The following is a 20,600-nucleotide window of genomic DNA, read 5'->3' as shown; positions in this document are numbered from 1 at the left end:
AATCCATATACGCAAAGGAATAGTCATGAGCAACTTCACGAACCGGGTGGCCGCGGTCACCGGAGGGGCGCAGGGCATCGGTGCTGCCACCGCGCTGAAACTGGCCGCAGGGGGTGCCACCGTCGTCGTCCTTGACCTCAATGAGGACCGCGCCAAGGACACCGCACAGCGCATCTCGGACCACCCGGACGTCCTGGCGGCAGGTGGAAAAGCCGTTGCCGCCTGCTGCGATGTCACGGATGAGGAAGCCGTGGACCGGGTGTTCGATGACATCCACAGGGAGTTCGGCCGCCTGGACATCCTGGTAAACAACGCCGGCATTACCCGCGACAATATGTTCTTCAAGATGGAGCGGCCGGACTGGGACTCCGTCCTGACCACCAACCTCACCAGCGCCTACCTCTGCTCGCGCGCTGCCCAGCGGTACATGGTTCCGGCCAAGTACGGAAAGATCGTCTCGCTCAGCAGCCGCAGCGCACTGGGCAATCGTGGCCAAGCCAACTACGCTGCGGCAAAAGCCGGCATCCAGGGTCTGACGGCGACGCTCGCCATCGAACTTGGTCCGTTCAACATCACGGTCAACGCCGTGGCACCGGGTTACATCGCCACGTCGATGACTGCCGCCACTGCCGAGCGTGTCGGGGCCAGCCCGGCCGAACACCAGCAGGCGGTCGCGGAGCGCACCCCGCTGGGACGCGTCGGCCAACCGGAGGAAGTCGCCGCTGCAGTCGCTTTCTTCGCCGGTGACGACTCCTCCTACATCTCCGGTCAGACCCTCTACATCAACGGCGGGGCGCGCTGATGCCCGAGGCATTCCTCGTCGGAGGTGTCCGCACGCCCGTGGGCCGTCACGGCGGCGCGCTCGCGACGGTCCGCCCCGACGACTTGGCCGCCCTGGTGCTGCAGGCCGCCGTGGACCGCGCCAGCGTCGATCCTGCCGCCGTCGACGAAGTAATCCTCGGCTGCGTCAACCAGGCCGGGGAGGACAACCGAAACGTTGCCCGGATGGCCGCGCTGCTGGCCGGCTTCCCGCATGCCGTTCCGGCCGTGACGGTCAACCGGCTGTGTGCCTCCGGGCTAACCGCCATCGGCATGGCGGCGCAATCGGTGCGCAACGGTGACGCCGACCTTGTAGTGGCTGGCGGCGTGGAATCCATGACCCGCGCGCCGTGGGTCATGGCCAAACCGGAGAAGCCGTACGGCAAACCGGGTGAAGTCGCGGACACCTCAATCGGTGCACGGTTCACTAACCCGCGGATGGAGTCCGGGGCGCTGTTTTCCATGCCCGAAACGGCAGAAGAAGTGGCTGGCCGGGAGAACATTTCGCGTGCGGACGCGGACAGCTTTGCACTGCGCTCGCACAACTCGGCTGTGGCGGCGATCGACGCGGGCCGTTTCAAAGATGAGATAGTCCCTGTTCCGGTCAAGGGCAGGCGGGGGGAAGTCTCGCTGGTGGAGACCGATGAAGGGCCCAGGCGGGGGTCAAGCGCTGATGCCCTCGCCGCCCTCCGGCCCATCGTGGCGCCCGGTGGAGTGGTCACCGCCGGCAACTCAAGCTCCCTCAACGACGGTGCATCCGCAGTAGTAGTCGCCAGCGGCGAGGCCGTGGAGCGCTACGGGCTCACCCCGCGGGCCCGCATCGTCACCAGCCAAGCGGCCGGTGTGGCGCCGGAAGTGATGGGCATCGGCCCGGTGCCTGCGACTCAAAAGGCACTGGCCAAGGCTGGCTGGGGCCTGGCGGACGTGGGCGCCGTCGAGCTCAATGAGGCGTTCGCAGCGCAGGCGCTGGCCTGCATGCGGCTGCTTGGTATGGATGCAGGAACTGTCAACAACGACGGCGGTGCAATCGCCTTGGGGCATCCCCTGGGTTCCTCCGGTTCACGGATCGTCGTCACGCTGCTGGGGCGGATGGAACGCGAAGACGCCAACCGCGGCCTGGCCACCATGTGCGTCGGCCTGGGCCAGGGCGTCGCCATGCTGCTGGAGAGGGTCTAAATGAGACTGTTCAAGGACGCCGCCGAGCTGGCCAGCATGACGGGACAGGAAATCGGGGTCAGTGGGTGGCACACTCTGGACCAATCCCAGATTCAGGCCTTCGCCAACGCCACACTGGACCAACAGTGGATACACACGGACCCGGAGCGGGCCGCCGACGGACCGTTCGGCACCACCGTCGCGCACGGTTACCTCAGCTTGTCGATGCTGCCGTACCTGGCTGGCCAGGTGTATCGCGTTGATGGGGCTGCGATGATCATCAACTACGGCCTGAACAAGGTACGGTTCCCTGCCCCGGCCAGGGTCAACTCACGCATCAGGGACCGGCTGACGCTGGCCTCAGTGAGCGAGACAGCCAGCGGACGGCAGCTGCAGTTCCATCACCTGATCGAGCTGGAAGGCTCGCGAAAGCCTGCCTGCATAGCGGAGACTGTCTCCCTGCTCCCGAGCTGAGCTGCTCCTGAAGACCTTGCACCACCATCCGAACAACGACGTTACGGCTGGGCCTGCCTGCAGGCCCTTTCCGAGGGAGAAACCCCATGAGCACAGAAAACTCAAACCTGAAATACGTCGACGCTGGCCTCCAGGGGCCCGCGTCGGAACTGAAGGTGTCGCCTGCTGAACTGCGCCGCACCTCAGTTTCGTCCTTCCTTGGTTCCGCGTTGGAATACATGGACTTCACGCTTTATACCCTGGCGGCGGCGCTCGTTTTCGGGCCGCTGTTCTTCCCCAATACAGACCCTGCCATGGCCTTGCTCGCCAGCTTTGCCGCTTTTGGTTCCGGATTCCTCGTCCGGCCCCTGGGCGGGGTCTATTTCGGCTACCTTGGGGATAAATACGGGCGGAAATCCGTCCTGGTCATAACCGTGGGAATGATGGGGATCGCCACTCTGGGAATGGGTCTTTTGCCCACGTTTGCCCAGATCGGGGTCATGGCTCCCATCCTCCTGGTGCTCCTGCGGCTTATCCAGGGCTTCGGCGCCGGCGCCGAGCTGTCCGGGGCCTCGCTGCTGCTGGTGGAATCCGCCCCGTCGAATAAGCGCGGATTTTACGGCGCCGTGGTGGCACTGGGAACGGCAACAGGTGTGCTGTTGGCCAGCGGACTGTGGCTGCTGCTCTCGCAAATGCCTAAAGACGAGTTCCTCGCCTGGGGATGGCGTCTTCCCTTCCTGCTGAGCGTCGGTACCACCCTTGTGGCACTGTACTTGCGGCGCAGTGTGAGCGAATCACCGGTCTTCGAGGCGGTGAAGGCGCGGCGGGCAGCGGCGCGCCTGGAGGCCAAGCAACAAAGCGTCTGGCGTGACGTTGCCGATTCCAAGAAGGCCTTCCTCGTCTCGCTGGGCATCAAACTCGGCGAAAACGGCTCCGTGTACCTCGTCAAGGGATTCCTTATCGGATGGACGGTGTCTGTGGTGAAGATGGACCCCAATCTGGTCACTACGGGCGTGACGCTCGGCTCCGTTTTGGGCGTGCTTACGGTCCTGCTGACCGGTAAGCTCACTGACCGGTTCGGCCGACGCAAAGTTTGGCTCTGGCTCTCCGGGTTCCAGTTCGCCTTCACCATTCCCGCGATGCTGATGATCGAAACACGGAACCCCGTATTGGTGGCCCTGGTCTTCGTTGTCTATGTAGGCGGTCCGCTGCCGAACCTGTATGGCGTGGAGTCCACGTGGCTGGTGGAGATGTTCGGCTCCAAACGTCGCTTCTCCTTTATGACGACCGTCAAGGAAATCGGCGCCGTTCTGTCCGGAGGTCTTGGACCCATTATTGCTGCCAGCGTCGTTGCTGCGACCGGACCGGGGTGGATCCCAGTTGCCGGAATCCTCATGGCCTACGCGGCGATCGGTCTTGCGGCAGGCTTCTTTGCCCCGGAAACCAGGGGCCGGGACCTCAACGCGGAGGCAGACGCGTTCTAAGCCCACAAAAGCGGGCGACGGCGGGAGCTCTCAGCCGTCGCCCGCTTTCGAGCGTCCAGTCGCGGCAGGCCTCAGACCTCCGCCACAGGAGCCGCGAACTGCGCCTCGTACAGCCGCGCGTAGGCCCCGCCAGCAGCGAGGAGTGACGCGTGCGTCCCCTGCTCCACGATCTGCCCGTTCTCCATCACCAGGATGAGGTCGGCGTCGCGGATCGTGGACAGGCGGTGCGCAATCACAAAGGACGTCCGGTCGGACCGCAGCGCGCTCATCGCCTTCTGAACCAGCACCTCCGTCCGGGTGTCCACGGAGGACGTCGCCTCATCCAGGATCAGCACCGAAGGCGAAGCCAGGAATGCCCGCGCAATCGTCAGCAGCTGCTTCTCGCCGGCGGAGACGTTGGAGCCTTCGTCGTCCAGCACGGTGTCGTACCCCTCGGGCAGGGACTTCACAAAGCGATCAACATACGTCGCCCGGGCAGCTTCCAATACGTCTGAAGAGGAAGCAGCAGGCCGGCCGTACGCAATGTTGTCCCGAATGGTCCCGCCGAACAGCCACGTGTCCTGCAGCACCATCCCCATCCGCGAGCGCAGGTCGTGCCGGCTCATGGTGGTGATGTCCACACCGTCTAAAGTGATGCGGCCGCCGTCGAGCTCGTAGAACCGCATCATCAGGTTCACCAGCGTGGTCTTACCGGCCCCGGTCGGCCCCACAATCGCCACCGTCTGCCCCGGCTCTGCCACCAAGGACAGCCCACTGATCAGCGGCTTGTCCGGCGAATACGAGAAGGACACATCCTCAAACACCAGCCGCCCCCGGGCAGCACCATCAGGGCTCTGCAGCGAAGCCCCAACAGGATCAGCCGACTGTTCCTCCGTATCCAGCAACTCAAACACACGCTCGGCAGAGGCCACCCCGGACTGCAGCAGGTTCGCCATGGACCCCAGCTGCGCCAGCGGCTGAGTGAACTGCCGCGAGTACTGGATGAACGCCTGCACATCGCCCAGCTGCATGGCCCCGGACGCCACCTGCAGGCCACCCACCACGGCGATCCCCACGTACACCAGGTTCCCGATGAACGTCATGGCCGGCATGATCAGCCCGGAAATGAATTGCGCCCCGAAGCTCGCCTCATACAGCTCCGCGTTCTTCTGCCGGAACCGCTCCCCCACCTCGCGCTGCCGGCCGAACACCTTCACGAGTGCGTGCCCGGTGTAGGTCTCCTCGATCTGCCCGTTCAGCTCGCCGGTGTTCTTCCACTGCTGCACGAACAGCTTCTGCGAGCGCTTGGCGATCAGCGTGGTGATCCCCAGCGTCAGCGGAATGGTCACCAGCGCGATCAGCGCCAGCGTGGGCGAGAGGATGAACATCATCACCAGCACGCCCAGCACCGTCAGCACGGACGTCACGGCCTGGCTGATGGACTGCTGCAGGCTCTGCGAAATATTGTCCACATCGTTGGTCACCCGGCTGAGCAGCTCACCGCGCTGGATTGAATCGAAGTACCGCAGCGGCAGCCGGTTGATCTTCGCCTCAATCTGCTCGCGCAGCCCAAACACGGTCCGCTGCACCACGCCGTTCAGCACATACGCCTGCCCCCACATGAACGCCGAGCCCAGCACGTACAGCACCAGCGCCCACGTCAGCACACTGGCCAGCGCAGAAAAGTCGATCCCCGCGCCCGGCGTCAGCGTCATGGCGCTGAGCATGTCCGCCTTCTGGTTCTCCCCCGATGCCCGCAGCATCGCAATCAACTGCGCCTGCGTCATCCCCGGCGGCAGCTGTTTGGACACCACGCCGGAAAAAATCAGGTTGGTGCCCTCGCCCAGCAGCCGCGGCCCAATCACCTGCAGCACCACGCCCGCCACAGCCATGGCCAGCACCAGCATCAGCCAGAACCGCTCCGGCCGCAGCGTGCCCAGCAGGCGTTTGGCGGAGCCGCCGAAGTTCATCGCTTTCTCCGCCGGGACATTCATCCCGGCAAAGGGGCCGCCATGCCCGGGGCCGCCGCGCGGCCGTGGAATGCGTACGACGTCGGCCTGGCCGCCTGCGGAGGCGGGCGCGGCTTTGGTGCCGCGTGCGGGGGTGGATCCGTGGCTCATACCGTCTCCTCCGCTGCCAGCTGGGACGACACAATCTCGCGGTACGTCTCCGATGTCTCCAGCAACTCGTGGTGCGTGCCCTGCGCAACGATCCTGCCGTCGTCGAGCACCAGGATCTGGTCCGCATCAACGATGCTGGACACCCGCTGGGCGATGATCACCATGGTGGCGCCGGCGATGTTGCGCTTGAGTGCCTGACGCAGCCGGGCATCGGTGCCGGTGTCCAGCGAAGAAAACGAATCGTCAAAAATGTAGAGCTCGGGCCGCTTCACCAAAGCCCGGGCAATGGCCAGCCGCTGCCTCTGGCCGCCGGAGACATTGGTCCCGCCCTGGGAGATGGTCGCATCCAGCCCGTCCTCCATCTGCTCCACGAAATCCCGGGCCTGCGCAATCTCCAGCGCGCTCCACAGCTCATCCTCGGTGGCATCCGGATTGCCGTACAGCAGGTTGCTGCGAACGGTGCCGGAGAACAGGTAGGGCCGCTGCGGCACCAGGCCGATGTGCCCCCACAGCAGGTCCGGGTCCAGGTCGCGGATGTCCACGCCGTCCATCAGTACCGCCCCCGAGGTGACGTCGAAGAGCCGCGGCATCAGGTTCACCAGGGTGGTCTTGCCGGAGCCGGTGCTGCCGATGATCGCCGTGGTCTGCCCCGCGCGGGCGGTGAAGCTGATCCCGGACAGGACGGGCTGGTCGGCACCAGGGTAAGCGAATCCGACGTCGCGCATTTCCAGCTCACCGCGCCGGACCGCGCTGGTGACCGGCTGCTTCGGCGGCAGGACGCTGGAACTGGTGCCCAGCACCTCGCCGATCCGGTCCGCCGATACCGACGCCCGCGGGATCATCACCGCCATGAACGTGGCCATCATGACGGACATCAGGATCTGCATCAGGTAGCTCAGGAACGCGATCAGGGTTCCCACCTGCATGGACCCGTCCTCGATCCGGAACGCGCCGAACCAGATCACGGCCACGCTGGAGACGTTCAGGATCAGCATGACGGTGGGGAACATCAGGGCCATCAGCCGGCCTGCCCGGAGCGCAACATCGGTAACGTCCGTGTTGGCGCCCGCGAACCGTTCCGTCTCCATGTCCTCCCGCACGAAGGCCCGCACCACCCGGATGCCGGTGAGCTGCTCGCGCAGCACCCGGTTGACGGTGTCGATCCGGGCCTGCATCTTGCGGAACAGTGGCACCATGCGCGTGACAATAAGGCCGACGGCGATCAGCAGCACCGGGACGCACACGGCAATGAGCCAGGACAGCTGGGCGTCCTGCCGGATAGCCATGATCACCCCGCCGATGCTGAGCATGGGCGCGGCCACCATGAGCGTGGCGGACATCAGCACCAGCTGCTGGACCTGCTGGACGTCATTGGTGGAGCGGGTGATCAGGCTGGGCGCGCCGAACCTGGTGACCTCCTGCTCGGAAAACTGCCCCACCCGCTCGAAAATGGCCCCGCGCAGGTCGCGGCCCAGGCCCATCGCCGCCTTGGCACCGAAGTACACGGCCACCACGGCACACGCGATCTGCGCCAGGGTGATGAGCAGCATGATGCTGCCGGTGGACAGGATGTAGCCGGTATCGCCCCGGGCCACGCCCTGGTCAATGATGTCCGCGTTCAGCGTGGGCAGGTACAGCGACGCGATGGACTGCGCCAGCTGGAAAACCACGACGGCGGCCAGCAGCGGCCGGTGCGGCCGCAGGTATTCGACAAGCAACTTCCAGAGCAAGGCGGCTCCAACCTGACGGAATGTCCACAAACGTGGTGCGAGCGTCAGTTTACGTCCAGCAGCTGGGACTTGACCGGGCCATCAAGCCAGAACTTTGCAGGTTCTCCCACGGCGTATTCGGGGGACTCGCCGGGGATCCAGCCGGGCCGGTGGGTACATGGGTGTGAGAGAACTGGATGGGCGCCAAGAACGCGCCGCCCCACCGAAGGATGGAAGAAACAACGATGTTTGCCGGCACACGGAACCCCTCCCAGAACACTGCCAGGTTCGGAGTCGCCTTCATCGGCGTCCTGCTCATCGCAGTCAACCTTCGGGTGTCCTTTGTCAGCGTCGGACCGGTCCTGGTCAACATCAGCAGCGACCTGGGATTGTCAAGTGCCGCAGCGGGATTCCTCACCGGCCTCCCGCTCATCGCGTTCGCTGTCTTCTCGCCCCTTGCGCCCGGCTTTGCTGCCCGGCTGGGCCTGGACCGGGCACTGTGGATGTCATTGCTGATCCTCGCCTCCGGCATCGTGCTCCGCTCCCTGCCCGTGCCCGGCTTCATCTGGGCCGGGACGGTCCTGATCGGCGTGGCCATCGCGTTCCTCAACGTCCTGGTCCCCTCCCTCGTCAAGCGGGACTTTCCGTTGCGGGTCAGCCAGGTCACCGGCAGCTATACCGCTGCCCAGGCCGCGTTCGCAGCGGTGGGGGCCGCCGTCGTCGTTCCCGTGGCCCAAACGTCGCCGGCAGGATGGCGGCTCGCCCTCGGCGCCTGGGTGGGGCTGGCCCTCATCGCCATGGCCGTGCTGCTGCCATGGTTGCGCCGCCACGGAACAAGCGCCGCGCACGCCGCACCGCAGGAACGGGCACACCGATCGCCCTGGGGCTCAGCACTGGGCTGGCAGGTGACGGCGTTTATGGGGCTGCAGTCGATCGCCTTCTATGTCCTGATGGCCTGGCTGCCCACCATCGAGCAAAGCCGCGGGATCCCCGCCACCACTGCCGGCGTACACCTTTCCGTCTTCCTGCTGATCAGCGTGTTCGCCAGCCTGGGGACGGGCGCGATCCTGCACCGGGGACCCGACCAGCGGGTGGTGTCCTTCGCCAGCGGGGCGTTGGTGTTCGTGACCTTCCTGGGCCTGGCACTCGCGCCGGACCTCGTCCTCCTGTGGGTCCTGTTGGGCGCCGTCGGATGCGGAAGCCTCATTGTCATTGCCCTGTCGCTGTTCAGCCTCCGGACGGTGAACCACCCGCAGGCAGCATCCCTGTCCGGCATGGCACAGTCCGTGGGCTACGGGCTGGCTGCGGTGGGCCCGGTGGCCTTCGGTGCACTCCGGGATGCCAGCGGGGACTGGACGCTTCCGCTGCTCGGCACCGCCGGTGCCATGGCCATCCTGGCAGTGACCGGGTTGTTCGCCGGCCGTGACCGTGTCATCAGGGAATCAGCTTCTCGGCGCGGTAGCGGTCAAACAGCGACGTAAAGGCGTCCAGCGTCCGCCGGTACCCGGTAAAGCCGGCGTCACGGCTCTTCCCCATGTCCGTCACCACCTCGATGCCGCGGCCCAGGTCTCCGTCCGTATGCCACCAACTGGCCACCAGGTCCAGGTCCGGTTCGCTGAGGTTGTGTTCCGCGGCGATCCGCCGCCACTGCTCCTCCCGGCCCGCCATGGACTGCTCAAGGGGGCGGGGCTCCGCCTGGTATCCCTCCCACTCCAGGCCGAAGTAGGCGGCGAGTTTCGGCCACATCCAGCGCCAGCGGAACACGTCGCCGTTGACGATGTTGAAGGCCTCATCAGCGGCCGCGGGGGTGGTTGAAGCCCAAAGCATGTGCTCGGCGAGCAGGCCGGCATCCGTCATGTCCGTGAGCCCGTTCCACTGCGTTTCCGACCCCGGGAAGACGAACGGCTGCCCGCTGTCCCGGCACAGGGTGGCCTGCGCGGCGAGTGTGAGTCCCATGTTCATGGCGTTGCCCACCGCATGCCCGATTACCGTGTGGGCGCGGTGGACGGACCAGGTGAACCCCTGCCGGGCCGCGGCCGCCCAGAGCTCGTCCTCCTGGGCGTAATAGAAGTTCGGCACCGGAAGGCGCGGTTCCTCCTCGTGGAAGGGGGTGTCCGGCATTTCTCCGGCGGCGTATGCCTCGAACGGTCCCAGGTAATGCTTGAGTCCGGTCATCAGGGCAACGTGGGCCACGTCCTTGCCCTGCAGTGCTGAGAGGAGATCACGGACCATGCCCGCGTTGACGGCGATGTTTTCTTCCTCGGTGGCGCGGCGCGACCATGTGGTGAAGAAGACATGCGAGGGGTTCTCCGGACCCAGCACAGCGGCAAGGGAGTCGGCCGAGGTCAGGTCCGCGGAGAGCCACCTGACGCCGGCGCGTCCGGGACCGGGCCTGCGGGACAAGGCCAGGACTGTCCAGCCTTCGCCCACCAGGGTATCCACCAGGGCGGACCCTGCGATGCCGGTGGCCCCTGCCACCAGCGCTGTCCGTCCGTTGCCCGTTGCTGTTCCTGATCCGATGGTCATAGTGCTCCTCTTGGTAGGTGCTTGGTTGCATCCGCGCGTCAGCGCGGCCTCACGCCTGGGCGGAGGCCCGCGCGCTGCGTTACGCCGGGACGGTGGGCCACCATGGACCCTCTGGCGACAAGTCGGAGCGTCAGCCAGATATTCCGGCGCCGGCAAGTGGCCACCAGGAGGTACCCTGCAAATTGCAGGGTGCGGGGCGGTGACAGGCCGGGTTTCACCCATGGCGTAGGAGGGTCTCTACCTGTCACCCGTCCATGGTCAAATAGGAGGGTTGCACCGGCTGCCCGAGTCCAACCGCGGCCTCGGCCCAACGGAAGGAATAAGCACATGACCGATCCCCAAGACCATCCCCCGGTCCCCACTTCCGGGAGCGCACAGGGCCTGGACCAGAAGGTTGAGGGCGGGTGCCCGGTGGCCCATGGCAGTGCCACCGCCCAGGGCAGTGAAAGCGAAAACCCTGCGATCGATTCGCCGACGCCCAAGGGGCACCGGCCACGGACCAACCAGGACTGGTGGCCCAACCAGCTGGACCTCTCCGTGCTGCACACGCACGGCCAGGCGAGCAACCCGCTTGGCCCGTCCTTCAGCTACCGCGAGGAATTCCAGAAGCTCGACGTCGAAGCCCTCAAGCAGGACATCAGCCAGGTGCTGACCACTTCCCAGGACTGGTGGCCGGCGGACTTCGGCCACTACGGCGGATTGATGATCCGCCTGAGCTGGCACGCCGCCGGAACCTACCGCGTCCATGACGGCCGCGGCGGAGCGGGCGACGGCAGCCAGCGGTTCGCCCCGCTGAACAGCTGGCCGGACAACGCCAACCTGGACAAGGCCCGCCGCCTGCTGTGGCCCGTCAAGCAGAAGTACGGCCAGAAGCTTTCCTGGGCGGACCTGTTGGTCCTCGCCGGCAACGTTGCCCTTGAGTCCATGGGCTTCAAGACGTTCGGTTTCGCCTTTGGCCGCGAGGACGTGTGGGAGCCCGAGCAGATCTTCTGGGGCCCGGAGGACGCCTGGCTCGGTGACGAGCGGTACACCGGTGAGGGCACTATGGCGGACAACGTCGGTTCCACCGAAATGGGCCTCATCTACGTCAACCCCGAAGGCCCCATGGGCAACCCGGATCCCGTGGCCGCTGCCGCGTTCATCCGTGAGACGTTCAAACGCATGGCGATGAACGATGAAGAGACCTTCGCGCTGATCGCCGGCGGCCACACTTTCGGCAAGACCCACGGCGCCGGCCCCGCCGACGCACACGTGGGCCCCGAACCGGAGGGCGCAGACCTGGAGGCGCAGGGCCTGGGCTGGCTCAGCACCTACGGCAGCGGCAAGGGCGGCGACACCATCACCTCCGGCCTGGAGGTCACCTGGACGGACAAGCCCACCCAGTGGAGCAACCGCTTCCTGGAGATCCTCTTCGAATACGAATGGGAACTGGTCAAGAGCCCCGGCGGCGCCCACCAGTGGGTCGCCAAGGACGCACCCGAGATCATCCCGGACGCGCACGACCCCAACAAGAAGCACCGGCCCACCATGCTGACCACGGACCTGTCGCTGCGTTTCGACCCGGAGTACGAGAAGATCGGCCGGCGTTTCCTGGAGAACCCGGACCAGTTCGCCCTGGCCTTCGCCAAGGCCTGGTACAAGCTGCTGCACCGCGACATGGGACCGGTGGGCCCGCACATGCTGGGGCCCTGGGTTCCGGAGGCACAGCTGTGGCAGGACCCTGTTCCCGCCGTTGACCATGAACTGATCGGCGAGCAGGACATCGCCCAGCTCAAGGCCACGCTCCTCGACTCCGGCCTGACCATCCCGCAGCTGGCGGGCACGGCCTGGGCGTCGGCTGCAACGTACCGCAAGACGGACCGCCGCGGCGGGGCCAACGGCGCCCGGATCAGGCTGGAGCCGCAGCGCAGCTGGGAGGCCCACGAGCCGGAGCAGCTGGCTGCCGTGCTTCCCGTCCTTGAGCGGGTGCAGGAGGAGTTCAACTCGGCACAGTCCGGCGGAAAGAAGGTCTCACTCGCGGACCTTATCGTCCTGGGCGGCGCTGCTGCCGTGGAAAAGGCAGCAGCCGACGCCGGGTTCCCCGTCACGGTGCCGTTCCGTCCGGGCCGCACGGACGCCACGCAGGAACAGACCGACGTCGAATCCTTCCAGTACCTGGAGCCGCGGGCCGACGGGTTCCGCAACTATCTGCGCCCCGGTGCGAAGGTCCAGCCGGAGACCCTCCTGCTGGACAAGGCGTACATGCTGGACCTCTCCGCGCCCGAGATGACGGCGCTGGTGGGCGGCATGCGTGCCCTGGGCACCAACGTGGCCGGCTCCAGCCACGGTGTGCTGACGGACAAGCCGCAGGTCCTGACGAACGACTTCTTCGTCAACCTGCTCTCGCCCGGCACCAAATGGAAGGCGTCGGAGTCGGAGGAGAACTCCTACGAGATCACCGATGTTGCCACCGGTGAACTCAAGTGGACGGCCACCCCGGTGGACCTGGTCTTCGGTTCCAACTCCCAGCTGCGGGCACTGGCCGAGGTCTACGCCAGCGATGACGCGAAGGAGAAGTTCGTGAACGACTTCGTGGCCGCCTGGGCAAAGGTCATGGAACTGGACCGGTTCGACCTGAACTAGCCTCCACAATCCAGGCTCCGGGCCGGCTGCATTCCGCAGCCGGCCCGGACCTGCTGAGGCGGCTTTATTGGTCGGCCGGGAAGCTGATGACCGCCGTGGTCCCGCCGCCGGGTGATTCCTTCAAGCTCAATTCCCCACCGTGCGCCTCAACAATGCGGCGGCAGATGGCCAACCCAAGGCCGGAGCCGTGCCCGTCCCCGTCGCGGTGCAGCCGGACCAGTGGTTCCAGCACGCGCTGCCGGTCCACCGGCGCAATGCCCTTGCCGTTGTCCGCCACCAGCACAGTGGTTCCGTGGTAATTCGAAATGCCGCTGATGCGCACGCTGAGGTCCCGGTCCGGGCTCCGGTAGTTCATGGCGTTGGCCACCAGGTTCTGCAGCAGGGTGCGCAACTGCCCGGGGTCCACGTGGAGCTTCATCTCCCCGCTGTCCAGGACGGCGCCGGGCCCGAAGGACAGGCCCAAATCCCTGGCCACTTCGGCCGCCACGTCCTGAAGGGATACGTGCTGCCGCTGGAGGACACCGCCCATCCGTGAGTAGGTCAGGACGTCCTCAAGCATGGTCAGCATGCGGTGGCCGCTGGCGCCGATGATCTGCAGATACTCGGCCGCCGGGTGGTCCCCGTCCACTTCATCCTCTGCCATCTCCACGTAGCCCAGCATGGTGGTGAGTGGTCCGCGCAGGTCATGGCTGACGCGTCCTGCAAACTCCGCCAGCTTGGCGTTGCTTTCCCGCACCTCGTCGAGGGCACTGTTCAACTGCAGCGTGCGCCGCTGGAGCTCAAGCAGCTGCACTGCCTGGCGGGCCAGGATCTCCAGCATGTCCAGCTGGTCCTTATCGGGTGTGCCCGCAGAATTGGAAAAGACGCACAGCGACCCCAGCACGAACCCGGACGACGTCTCCAACGGAACCGAAGCATAGAACCGGACGGCGGCAATTTCCCCTGTCACAAACGGATTCGATGCGAGGCGGGGGTCCAGGGATGCGTCCGGGACAACTGTTGTCTTCCCCGAGAGGAAGACTTGTGCGCACATGGAGTCCTCCCGGGCGCAGACGGCGGCCTCAAAGCCGACGGCGGCCACCTGCTGTTGCTCATCGGACGTGACAACGTTAATCACGCCGTAGGGGACGCCGCAGAGCTTTGCGGCAAGCTGGACAAGGTTTTCGAGGGGTTCCGTTGAAAGCGCCTGATCAACGCTCCGCTGGCGTCCCCCGCCGTTGGCGAAGGTGAATCCGTACTCCTGCAGTAACTCGTCCCGTCCGAGTGGATCGCTGAGCGCTGCTGTCATCGAGTGCGTGCCAACCATGAACGTCCCTTCCCAGACCGCAAAGGGGTCCCCGGGGAGATAGTACAGGCCACCACCCGTGTCCCGGGAATACGTTTCCCCGCTCCTCTGCCGCGGGCCGGGATTCAGAGGCATTGCTCCGGCAGGCGGCATAGGATCCAGTTATGGCCCAACTCATCGTCCCGGACCCAGCCCTCCACTCTTCCTGGCTGGAAGGAACTGCGGAGTTCCAAGGTGCCCACCTGGACGGCGCAGGCGCCGAGGGCTGGTCCCCGGACGATCTCCAGGACCCCGCCGTCTTTGGCCGCTTCGTCGATGCCCTCATCAAAGACGCGCAGCCGGAAACCGTGCGGAAGCCGGGCTACGTGCCCTGCACCTATCTATGGATTGCCGACGGCGGCACCTTCCTTGGGTCCCTGGCCATCAGGCACGGGCTGAACGACCACCTCCTCAACGAAGGGGGGCACATCGGCTACAGCGTCCGGCCCTCCGCCAGGCGCCGCGGCCATGCCGCGAAAGCAGTTGCCGATGCGCTGCCCCTGGCACGGGCATTGGGAATCACGCAGGTTCTCCTGACGTGCGACGAGGACAACGCCGGCTCGCGGGCAACCATCGAAAAGAACGGCGGCCAATACGAGGACACGCGCAACGGCAAGCGCCGCTACTGGATCGACACCGAATAGCCGGCGAACGCGTGCCAAACTTGGCGGGTGATCACAGAACACGCGCTGCTTCCGGTCATACCCGGCCGGGAAGAGGACTTCGAGGCAGCTTTCGCCCAGGCCCGGCACATCATCGCTTCAATGCCGGGCTTCCTCGCCATGTCTTTGTCGCGCTCGATTGAATCTCCCCAAACGTACCTGCTGCTCGTTGAATGGGAGTCGCTGGAAGACCATACAGTGGGCTTCAGGGGATCCCCGGGGTACCAGCAGTGGCGTTCTTTGCTGCACCGCTTCTATGAGCCGTTTCCGGTGGTGGAGCACTTCGAAACAGTTAGCGCCGCGCCGAAAGCCGCGTCATAAGCCGCGCCGCGGACGTTGGGGGGAAGCCCCCGCGCGAGTCTCGCTCCAGCGCGGGGGCTCCTTGCTTCCTGCCGGGGAACTGGCGTTGGAAACAGTTATAAATTACCGGCCGGTAGCTTGCGGAAATCACAGATTGCAGCGGCTTTGGCCAATCTTGATGGAACTTTGAGGGTGGCCCCGGGTCCCTTCAATCTGCGGGGCCCTCTAGTCCGCGAGGCCCTTTAGTCTGCCGGGCCCGCCGAGGCGTCGGGGTCCTCCTCCGGCTCAAAAGTGTTGGGCTCGGCCCCATCGGAGATCCCGACGCCGTCTTTCCCGCCGGGGATCCCGCCGTCGGGGTTGCCCTTCCTGGCCGCCGTATCCTCCTGCGGCTCGTCCTCAGGCAGTGAATCAGGTGAATTGATGGACATCGCTCCTCCTTCTGTGGCTGGGCCTCAACGCTAACAGCCGGTGCCGGAAAAGGCTCCGGAACAGCTCGAGGTTTTCTGCCCGTCCCCCAAAAACCGCGCCCGCTAGCCTAGCTGTCGGGGGCCGCTGCCCGCTGCTGCCTCAGGATGTAGCGCTGGAGCTTTCCCGACGGCGTCTTGGGCAGGTCCGCAACGAAGTGGATGCGGCGCGGATAGGCATGGGCGGCGAACTGCGTCTTAACCATGGTCTGGAGTTCAACCACCAGGGCATCACTGGCGGCGGTGCCATCCGCCAGGACCACGTAGGCCTCCAGGACTTCACCGCGCAGTTCGTCGGGAGCGCCCACCACGGCACTTTCCAGGACCGCCGGATGCGTGGCCAGGACGCTTTCCACGTCGAACGGGCCAATCCGGTATCCGGCCATGATGATCACGTCATCATCGCGGGAGGAGAAGTAGTAGTAACCGTCCGCGTCCACCATGCCCGCGTCCCCGGTCAGGTACCACTTGCCGTCCGCGCTGAACCTTTCGGCGGTCTTCTTCGGCGCATCCTGGTAGCCCTTGAACCACATCATGGGACTTTCCGCCACGTTGACGGCGACGCGGCCCAGCTCGCCGGGCGCGGCCGGCTCGTCGGCATTGTCCTTGAGGACCGCGCAGCTCCACCCCGGCAAGGGCCGGCCCATGGAACCCGGCCTCAGTTCCGTCCTCACATCGTCATGCCAGGCGTTGATGATCATCATTCCGTGTTCGGTCTGCCCGTAGTGGTCCCGCACCGGAACGCCCAGCACCTCCCGGGCCCAGCTGATCACTTCAGGGGTCAGCGGTTCGCCGGCGGATGAAGCGCGCCGAAGCTGGAACGGCCCGGTTCCGGCGCCGGCCTTGGCCCGCATGGTGCGGTACACGGTAGGCGCGGCGGCGAAGTTGGTCACCGAGAACGCCTCCAGCACCTTGAAGCTGAGTTCCGGGGAGAACCCGGGGCGCAGCAGGATGTTCCGCCGTCCCGCCGCCATGGGACCGAGGATCCCGTAGTACAGGCCGTACGCCCAGCCGGGGTCTGCGGCATTCCAGAAGACATCCCCTTCACTGACGTCCAGGCCCAGTTCGATGTACTGGCGGAACGCTGCCAACGCCCGGACCGGCACCGGCACGCCCTTGGGGGCGCCCGTGGTGCCGGACGTAAAGATGAGGACCAGGTCGCCGTCCCCTCCCACAGCTTCGGAGGCGATCCCCGGCCGCTGCCTGGCCAGGAGCGGCGTGAGCGCCAGGTCCGGCGCGGAGGCTTCTTCGCCGGCAACCACCACGGCGGCGCCGGTTTCCTGGATCTTCGCCCGCTGGTCGGGGTCGGTGATCACCACCTTGGCACGGGAAGCGGTAAGGCGGAGTTCGATGGCGGGCCACGCGAAGGCCGTGAACAAGGGCACATGGACGGCCCCGCGCCGCCAAATGGCCAGGAGCATAACCGCCAGGTCTGCCGACTTTCCCATCAGGGTGGCCACCGCGTCCCCGGGGCCGACCCCCAGTTCCGCCAGGGCGGCGGCTCCCCGTTCCGACCGCTCCCGCAGCTGGCCGTAGGTAATGTCCTCCGCCGAAAGGTCAGCTGCGACCACTGTGAAGGCAACGGCATCGGGATCGTGGCTGTCACACAGGAGCTCGGCCGCACAGGCGTCCGGCGCACCGTAGGTGGCGAGAAGGGCATCGACGGCTGGAACCGGACGGGACATTCATTCTCCTTTGAACAACAGCACCTTGAAGCACCGGCATGTGTAACACGGTGGAATCAACCTACTGCACTGAGATCGCCGTCACATGCCGCGCCCTGCTGTCATGCGCCGACAGGTCACCCCTTGGCGCCGGGCGGCCGGATGATCCGCCGCTGCGTGGCGGCAGCGATGGCGGCCGTGCGGTTGTCCACGCCGAGCTTGCCGTAGATGTGCACCAGGTGGGTCTTCACGGTCGCCTCCGAAATGAAGACCTGCCTGGCAATGGCGCGGTTGGACAGGCCCGTGGCCAGCAGTTCCAGCAGCTGCACTTCCCGCGGGGTCAGCGACGTGCCGGGGTTGCTGATCCGGTTCATCAGCAGCGCGGCCGCCCGCGGTGCCAGGACCGTGCCGCCGGCGGCAGCCTGCAGCACCGCTTGCCGCAGCTGCTCCGGCGGGGCGTCCTTCAACATGTAGCCACTGGCCCCTGCCTCCACGGCGGCGAGGATGTCCGCGTCGGTGTCATAGGTGGTGAGGATGAGCACCGGCGGCGGAGCATCGAGCTTCCGGATCTCGGCCGTGGCCGTGACGCCGTCCATGTCGTCCCCCATCTGCAGGTCCATGAGGACCACATCCGGCGCTTCACCCAGGGCGGTCAACCGGGCCAGTTCCTTCAGCGCTGCCCTGCCGTCAGGGGCCTCCGCGGCGATCGAAATGCCTTCAAAGCCGGTGAGCATGGCACGCAGCCCGGCGCGGACCACAGGGTGGTCGTCCACCAGCAATACCCGTATGTCGCTCACGGTTCCTCCACCGGGAGCCTGATGGCCACCACTGTGCCCTCGCCCGGCGCCGACTCCACCGCCAGCGTGCCGTTCAAGGCGGCGACCCGTTCCCGCAGCGAGCGCAGCCCAAAGCCGCTGCCGTCCGCTGCGCCCGCGGCACTTTCCCGATCTGGCGGGTCAAAGCCCGTGCCGTCGTCGTACACGTCCATGGTCACTTCACTGCCCAGGAAGGCAAGGCTGACGACGGCGGTGCTTGCCCGGGCGTGTTCGCGGACGTTCGCAAGGCTCGCCTGCGCCGCCCGCAGCAGGGCAACGCGGACAGGCTGGGGCAGGTCCTGTGGCTCCCCGTCCACCTCCAGGCGGCAGTGCAGGGGCGCCCCCGCGGCCTCGGCGTCTGTCCAGGTCCTCTCGCACAGCCGTCCCAGGGCCTCCACCAAGGTGGTGCCCTCCAGCTGGGGTGAGGACAGGCCGCGGACAAAACTGCGGGCCTCGGCCAGATTATCCGCCGCGGTCTGCTGCACCAGCGCCAGCCGCCCTGAAGCCGTGGCGAGATCACCGTCGGCGAGGGACTGCCCTGCGGCCCGGCCCAGCAGCACGATGCTGGACAGGCCTTGCGCCAGCGTGTCGTGGATTTCCCGGGCCAGCCGCTCCCGCTCGGCCAGTACGCCCGCCTGGTGCTGGGACCGGGCCAGCTCCTCCCGTGTCCGCCGCAGCTCGTCCGCCGCGCGCCGTTGGTTTTCCGCCTCGCGGTACAGGGCTGCGTAGGCCAGGCCGGTGATGACGGAAAAGATCGCGCCCAGGACAGGCCCGACGACGGCCGCAGCGTGCGGGACAGGAGCGCCGCTGGCAGCCCATTGGGAAGCGATGACCGCCACCGTCATCAGCGCGATGGTCAGGAGCGCGGCGCGCCGTGGCAGCAAATGAAGGTGCAGGAAAAAGATGGGGAACGCCAGCCAGGCGAAATCGGCGCTGCCGGCCAGCAGGAAAACCCACAGGGCCGTGACCAGGCCCAGCCAGAGCAAACCGTAGCGGCGGGGATCCACAACGGTCCGGCCCTCGGCATGGCGCTTTTCCAGGACTGTGCCGGCCAGGTAGACAGCAGCGAGGACCACAGCGGCGCTGGCCCACACCCAGCGCAGGGCACCTCCCGCCATCAGCATCCGGACCAGGCCGACGGCCAGCAGCAGCGCGAACCCGGTGTGCAGCGTGACCCGCAGGACTCGGAGGATAGCTGCGGATGATGCGTTTTCCAGGGCATTCAGCGGCCCCCGCCCGGAAACACCTGCGGCCTTCTCCGGTGGTGTTGGCAAGGGAGTGGCAGGCATTTCATCAGCTTATGCCGGGGACTGCGGGGAGCGGATCAACCGAAAGGTTGACTCCGGGCTCAACCGTTCCATGCCCGCGGATCAACCATCCCCGCGATGTCCGTAGAGGCTCCGGCCGGGATGGTGGAACTACAGAACAATCCACCCCTGCTGAGAGAAGAAACAACGTGTTCCTGGCAATCCGCGATATCCGCTTCGCCAAAGGCCGGTTCGCCATGATGGGCGGCGTCGTAGCCCTGATCACCCTGCTGCTGGTCATGCTGTCCGGCCTGACCGCGGGCCTTGCCGAGCAATCCACGTCCGTCATCGCCAGGCTCGGGGCAGCTGCGGCCAGCCCTGTGGACACCATCGTCTTCGGCGCCCCCGGCTCCGGCTCCCCCAAGGCGTCCTTCACCGAAAGCGCCGTGACCGCCGCCCAGGTGGACAGCTGGAAGGACCGGCCCGGGGTCCGGTCCGCCGAACCGCTGGGCATCATCCAGACCCGGGCGCAGACGGCGGAGGGTTCGGGGACAGCGAATGTTGCCCTGTTCGGCGTCGCGCAGGGCAGTCCGCTGCCACCCGCGGAGGTCTCCACCGGCACGGCCGTGGTGGGCTCCTCGGTGGCGGAGGCCCTGTCGGTGGGCCAGGGCGGCAAGCTGTCTTTGGGCGGCGTGGAACTTTCGGTCGCGGCCGTGGTGCCGGACCAGTGGTACGCGCACACCAGCGTGGTGTGGACCGCGCTGCCCGCGTGGGCCAAGGCGGCACACGTGTCCGACGGCGGACAGCTGGCCACGGTCGTCGCCGTCACCTATGCGAACGGGGCCACAGTGGATGAGGCGGCGGCGAACGCTGCAGCCCACACCGTCAGCGCGTCGCGCACCGGATCCTTCCAGGCCCTGGGCTCCTTCAAAAGCGAAAACGGGTCGCTGACCCTGATGCAGGCGTTCCTGTACGGAATTTCGGCACTGGTGATCGTGGCCTTCCTGAGCGTCTGGACCATCCAGCGCACCAGGGACATCGCCGTCCTGAAAGCCATGGGCGCGCCCAATACCTACATCCTGCGCGACGCCATGACCCAGGCCGCCCCCGTCCAGCTGAGCGTGGGCACCACGGTGATTCCCGTCGTCGGGATCGTTGCCCTGGGCCTGGCCGGTGCCGCGCTGGCTGTCCGCCGCGTCACCAAAGTCGATGCGCTGCTCGCGCTCGGCGGCAACTAATCCCTCTTCCCTCCCCCGA

General features: G+C 66.5%; 17 protein-coding genes. 9 read left to right on the top strand and 8 right to left on the bottom strand.

The annotated features are described in order from the left end of the window. The first annotated feature begins 25 nt into the window (after window positions 1-25). The 4 genes from fabG to AB0280_RS05105 all read left to right on the top strand — a co-directional run bounded on the left by fabG (window position 26) and on the right by AB0280_RS05105 (window position 3,911). A complete protein-coding gene (gene fabG / locus AB0280_RS05120) occupies window positions 26-802 on the top strand; it encodes a 3-oxoacyl-ACP reductase FabG (protein WP_224023146.1) in 777 nt (258 codons plus the stop codon). Continuing rightward, window positions 802-1,995 (top strand): thiolase family protein, encoded by a 1,194-nt coding sequence (locus AB0280_RS05115; RefSeq protein WP_366366355.1) that lies wholly within the window; start codon window positions 802-804, stop codon window positions 1,993-1,995. Before fabG ends, AB0280_RS05115 begins: the two co-directional genes overlap by 1 nt. After that, window positions 1,996-2,448: a MaoC family dehydratase gene (locus AB0280_RS05110; RefSeq protein ID WP_307491493.1), complete on the top strand. Its 453-nt coding sequence runs from the start codon at window positions 1,996-1,998 to the stop codon at window positions 2,446-2,448. A gap of 86 nt (window positions 2,449-2,534) precedes the next feature. After that, a complete protein-coding gene (locus AB0280_RS05105; RefSeq protein ID WP_224023152.1) occupies window positions 2,535-3,911 on the top strand; it encodes an MFS transporter in 1,377 nt (458 codons plus the stop codon). Window positions 3,912-3,982: 71 nt separating this feature from the next. Here AB0280_RS05105 and AB0280_RS05100 read toward each other — a convergent pair whose 3' ends face one another. Then, complete coding sequence (locus AB0280_RS05100; protein WP_307491490.1) at window positions 3,983-6,010, bottom strand: ABC transporter ATP-binding protein; 2,028 nt, start codon at window positions 6,008-6,010, stop codon at window positions 3,983-3,985. Beyond that, on the bottom strand, window positions 6,007-7,740 hold the full coding sequence (locus AB0280_RS05095) for an ABC transporter ATP-binding protein (protein WP_275180762.1): 1,734 nt from the start codon (window positions 7,738-7,740) through the stop codon (window positions 6,007-6,009). The genes AB0280_RS05100 and AB0280_RS05095 overlap by 4 nt, the downstream gene beginning before the upstream one ends. A 224-nt stretch (window positions 7,741-7,964) precedes the next feature. On the opposite strand from AB0280_RS05095, the gene AB0280_RS05090 reads away from it, so the two are divergent. Continuing rightward, window positions 7,965-9,200 carry an MFS transporter gene (locus tag AB0280_RS05090; RefSeq protein ID WP_366366353.1) on the top strand — a complete coding sequence of 412 codons (1,236 nt, stop codon included), beginning with the start codon at window positions 7,965-7,967 and terminating at the stop codon, window positions 9,198-9,200. On the opposite strand, the gene AB0280_RS05085 is transcribed toward AB0280_RS05090, so the two are convergent. After that, entirely contained in the window at window positions 9,154-10,245 is a 1,092-nt protein-coding gene (locus AB0280_RS05085; protein WP_366366351.1) for an SDR family oxidoreductase, read from the bottom strand. The two genes, AB0280_RS05090 and AB0280_RS05085, sit on opposite strands and share 47 nt — an antisense overlap. A 327-nt stretch (window positions 10,246-10,572) precedes the next feature. Here AB0280_RS05085 and katG point away from each other — a divergent pair, with 327 nt between their 5' ends. Next, window positions 10,573-12,867 (top strand): catalase/peroxidase HPI, encoded by a 2,295-nt coding sequence (gene katG / locus AB0280_RS05080; protein ID WP_366366350.1) that lies wholly within the window; start codon window positions 10,573-10,575, stop codon window positions 12,865-12,867. Window positions 12,868-12,931: 64 nt separating this feature from the next. Here the strand turns inward: katG and AB0280_RS05075 are convergent, their stop codons facing one another. Then, window positions 12,932-14,173: a GAF domain-containing sensor histidine kinase gene (locus AB0280_RS05075; RefSeq protein WP_224023162.1), complete on the bottom strand. Its 1,242-nt coding sequence runs from the start codon at window positions 14,171-14,173 to the stop codon at window positions 12,932-12,934. Window positions 14,174-14,316: 143 nt separating this feature from the next. Between AB0280_RS05075 and AB0280_RS05070 the strand changes: the two genes are divergently transcribed. Together AB0280_RS05070 and AB0280_RS05065 are read left to right on the top strand one after the other, a co-directional pair. Continuing rightward, on the top strand, window positions 14,317-14,835 hold the full coding sequence (locus tag AB0280_RS05070; protein WP_366366349.1) for a GNAT family N-acetyltransferase: 519 nt from the start codon (window positions 14,317-14,319) through the stop codon (window positions 14,833-14,835). A gap of 27 nt (window positions 14,836-14,862) precedes the next feature. Next, window positions 14,863-15,174 carry an antibiotic biosynthesis monooxygenase family protein gene (locus AB0280_RS05065; RefSeq protein ID WP_364401756.1) on the top strand — a complete coding sequence of 104 codons (312 nt, stop codon included), beginning with the start codon at window positions 14,863-14,865 and terminating at the stop codon, window positions 15,172-15,174. 221 nt (window positions 15,175-15,395) lie between these two features. On the opposite strand, the gene AB0280_RS05060 is transcribed toward AB0280_RS05065, so the two are convergent. The 4 genes from AB0280_RS05060 to AB0280_RS05045 form a co-directional block, all read right to left on the bottom strand. After that, window positions 15,396-15,581: a hypothetical protein gene (locus tag AB0280_RS05060; RefSeq protein ID WP_141159249.1), complete on the bottom strand. Its 186-nt coding sequence runs from the start codon at window positions 15,579-15,581 to the stop codon at window positions 15,396-15,398. A 107-nt stretch (window positions 15,582-15,688) separates the two neighbouring features. After that, complete coding sequence (locus AB0280_RS05055) at window positions 15,689-17,302, bottom strand: AMP-binding protein (protein WP_307491472.1); 1,614 nt, start codon at window positions 17,300-17,302, stop codon at window positions 15,689-15,691. Window positions 17,303-17,418: 116 nt separating this feature from the next. Continuing rightward, window positions 17,419-18,078, bottom strand: coding sequence for a response regulator (locus AB0280_RS05050; protein WP_159630414.1), 660 nt, complete (start codon window positions 18,076-18,078; stop codon window positions 17,419-17,421). After that, window positions 18,075-19,385: a sensor histidine kinase gene (locus AB0280_RS05045; protein WP_307491469.1), complete on the bottom strand. Its 1,311-nt coding sequence runs from the start codon at window positions 19,383-19,385 to the stop codon at window positions 18,075-18,077. The genes AB0280_RS05050 and AB0280_RS05045 overlap by 4 nt, the downstream gene beginning before the upstream one ends. A gap of 167 nt (window positions 19,386-19,552) precedes the next feature. Between AB0280_RS05045 and AB0280_RS05040 the strand changes: the two genes are divergently transcribed. Continuing rightward, window positions 19,553-20,581, top strand: coding sequence for an ABC transporter permease (locus AB0280_RS05040; protein ID WP_366366346.1), 1,029 nt, complete (start codon window positions 19,553-19,555; stop codon window positions 20,579-20,581). Window positions 20,582-20,600 lie beyond the last annotated feature (19 nt).

The sequence above is a fragment of the Pseudarthrobacter sp. 902506025 genome (assembly GCF_040702325.1).
Taxonomy (GTDB): domain Bacteria; phylum Actinomycetota; class Actinomycetes; order Actinomycetales; family Micrococcaceae; genus Arthrobacter.
The sequence above is the reverse complement of the archived record's forward strand: the minus strand, read 5'-3'. Positions and strand labels throughout refer to the sequence as shown.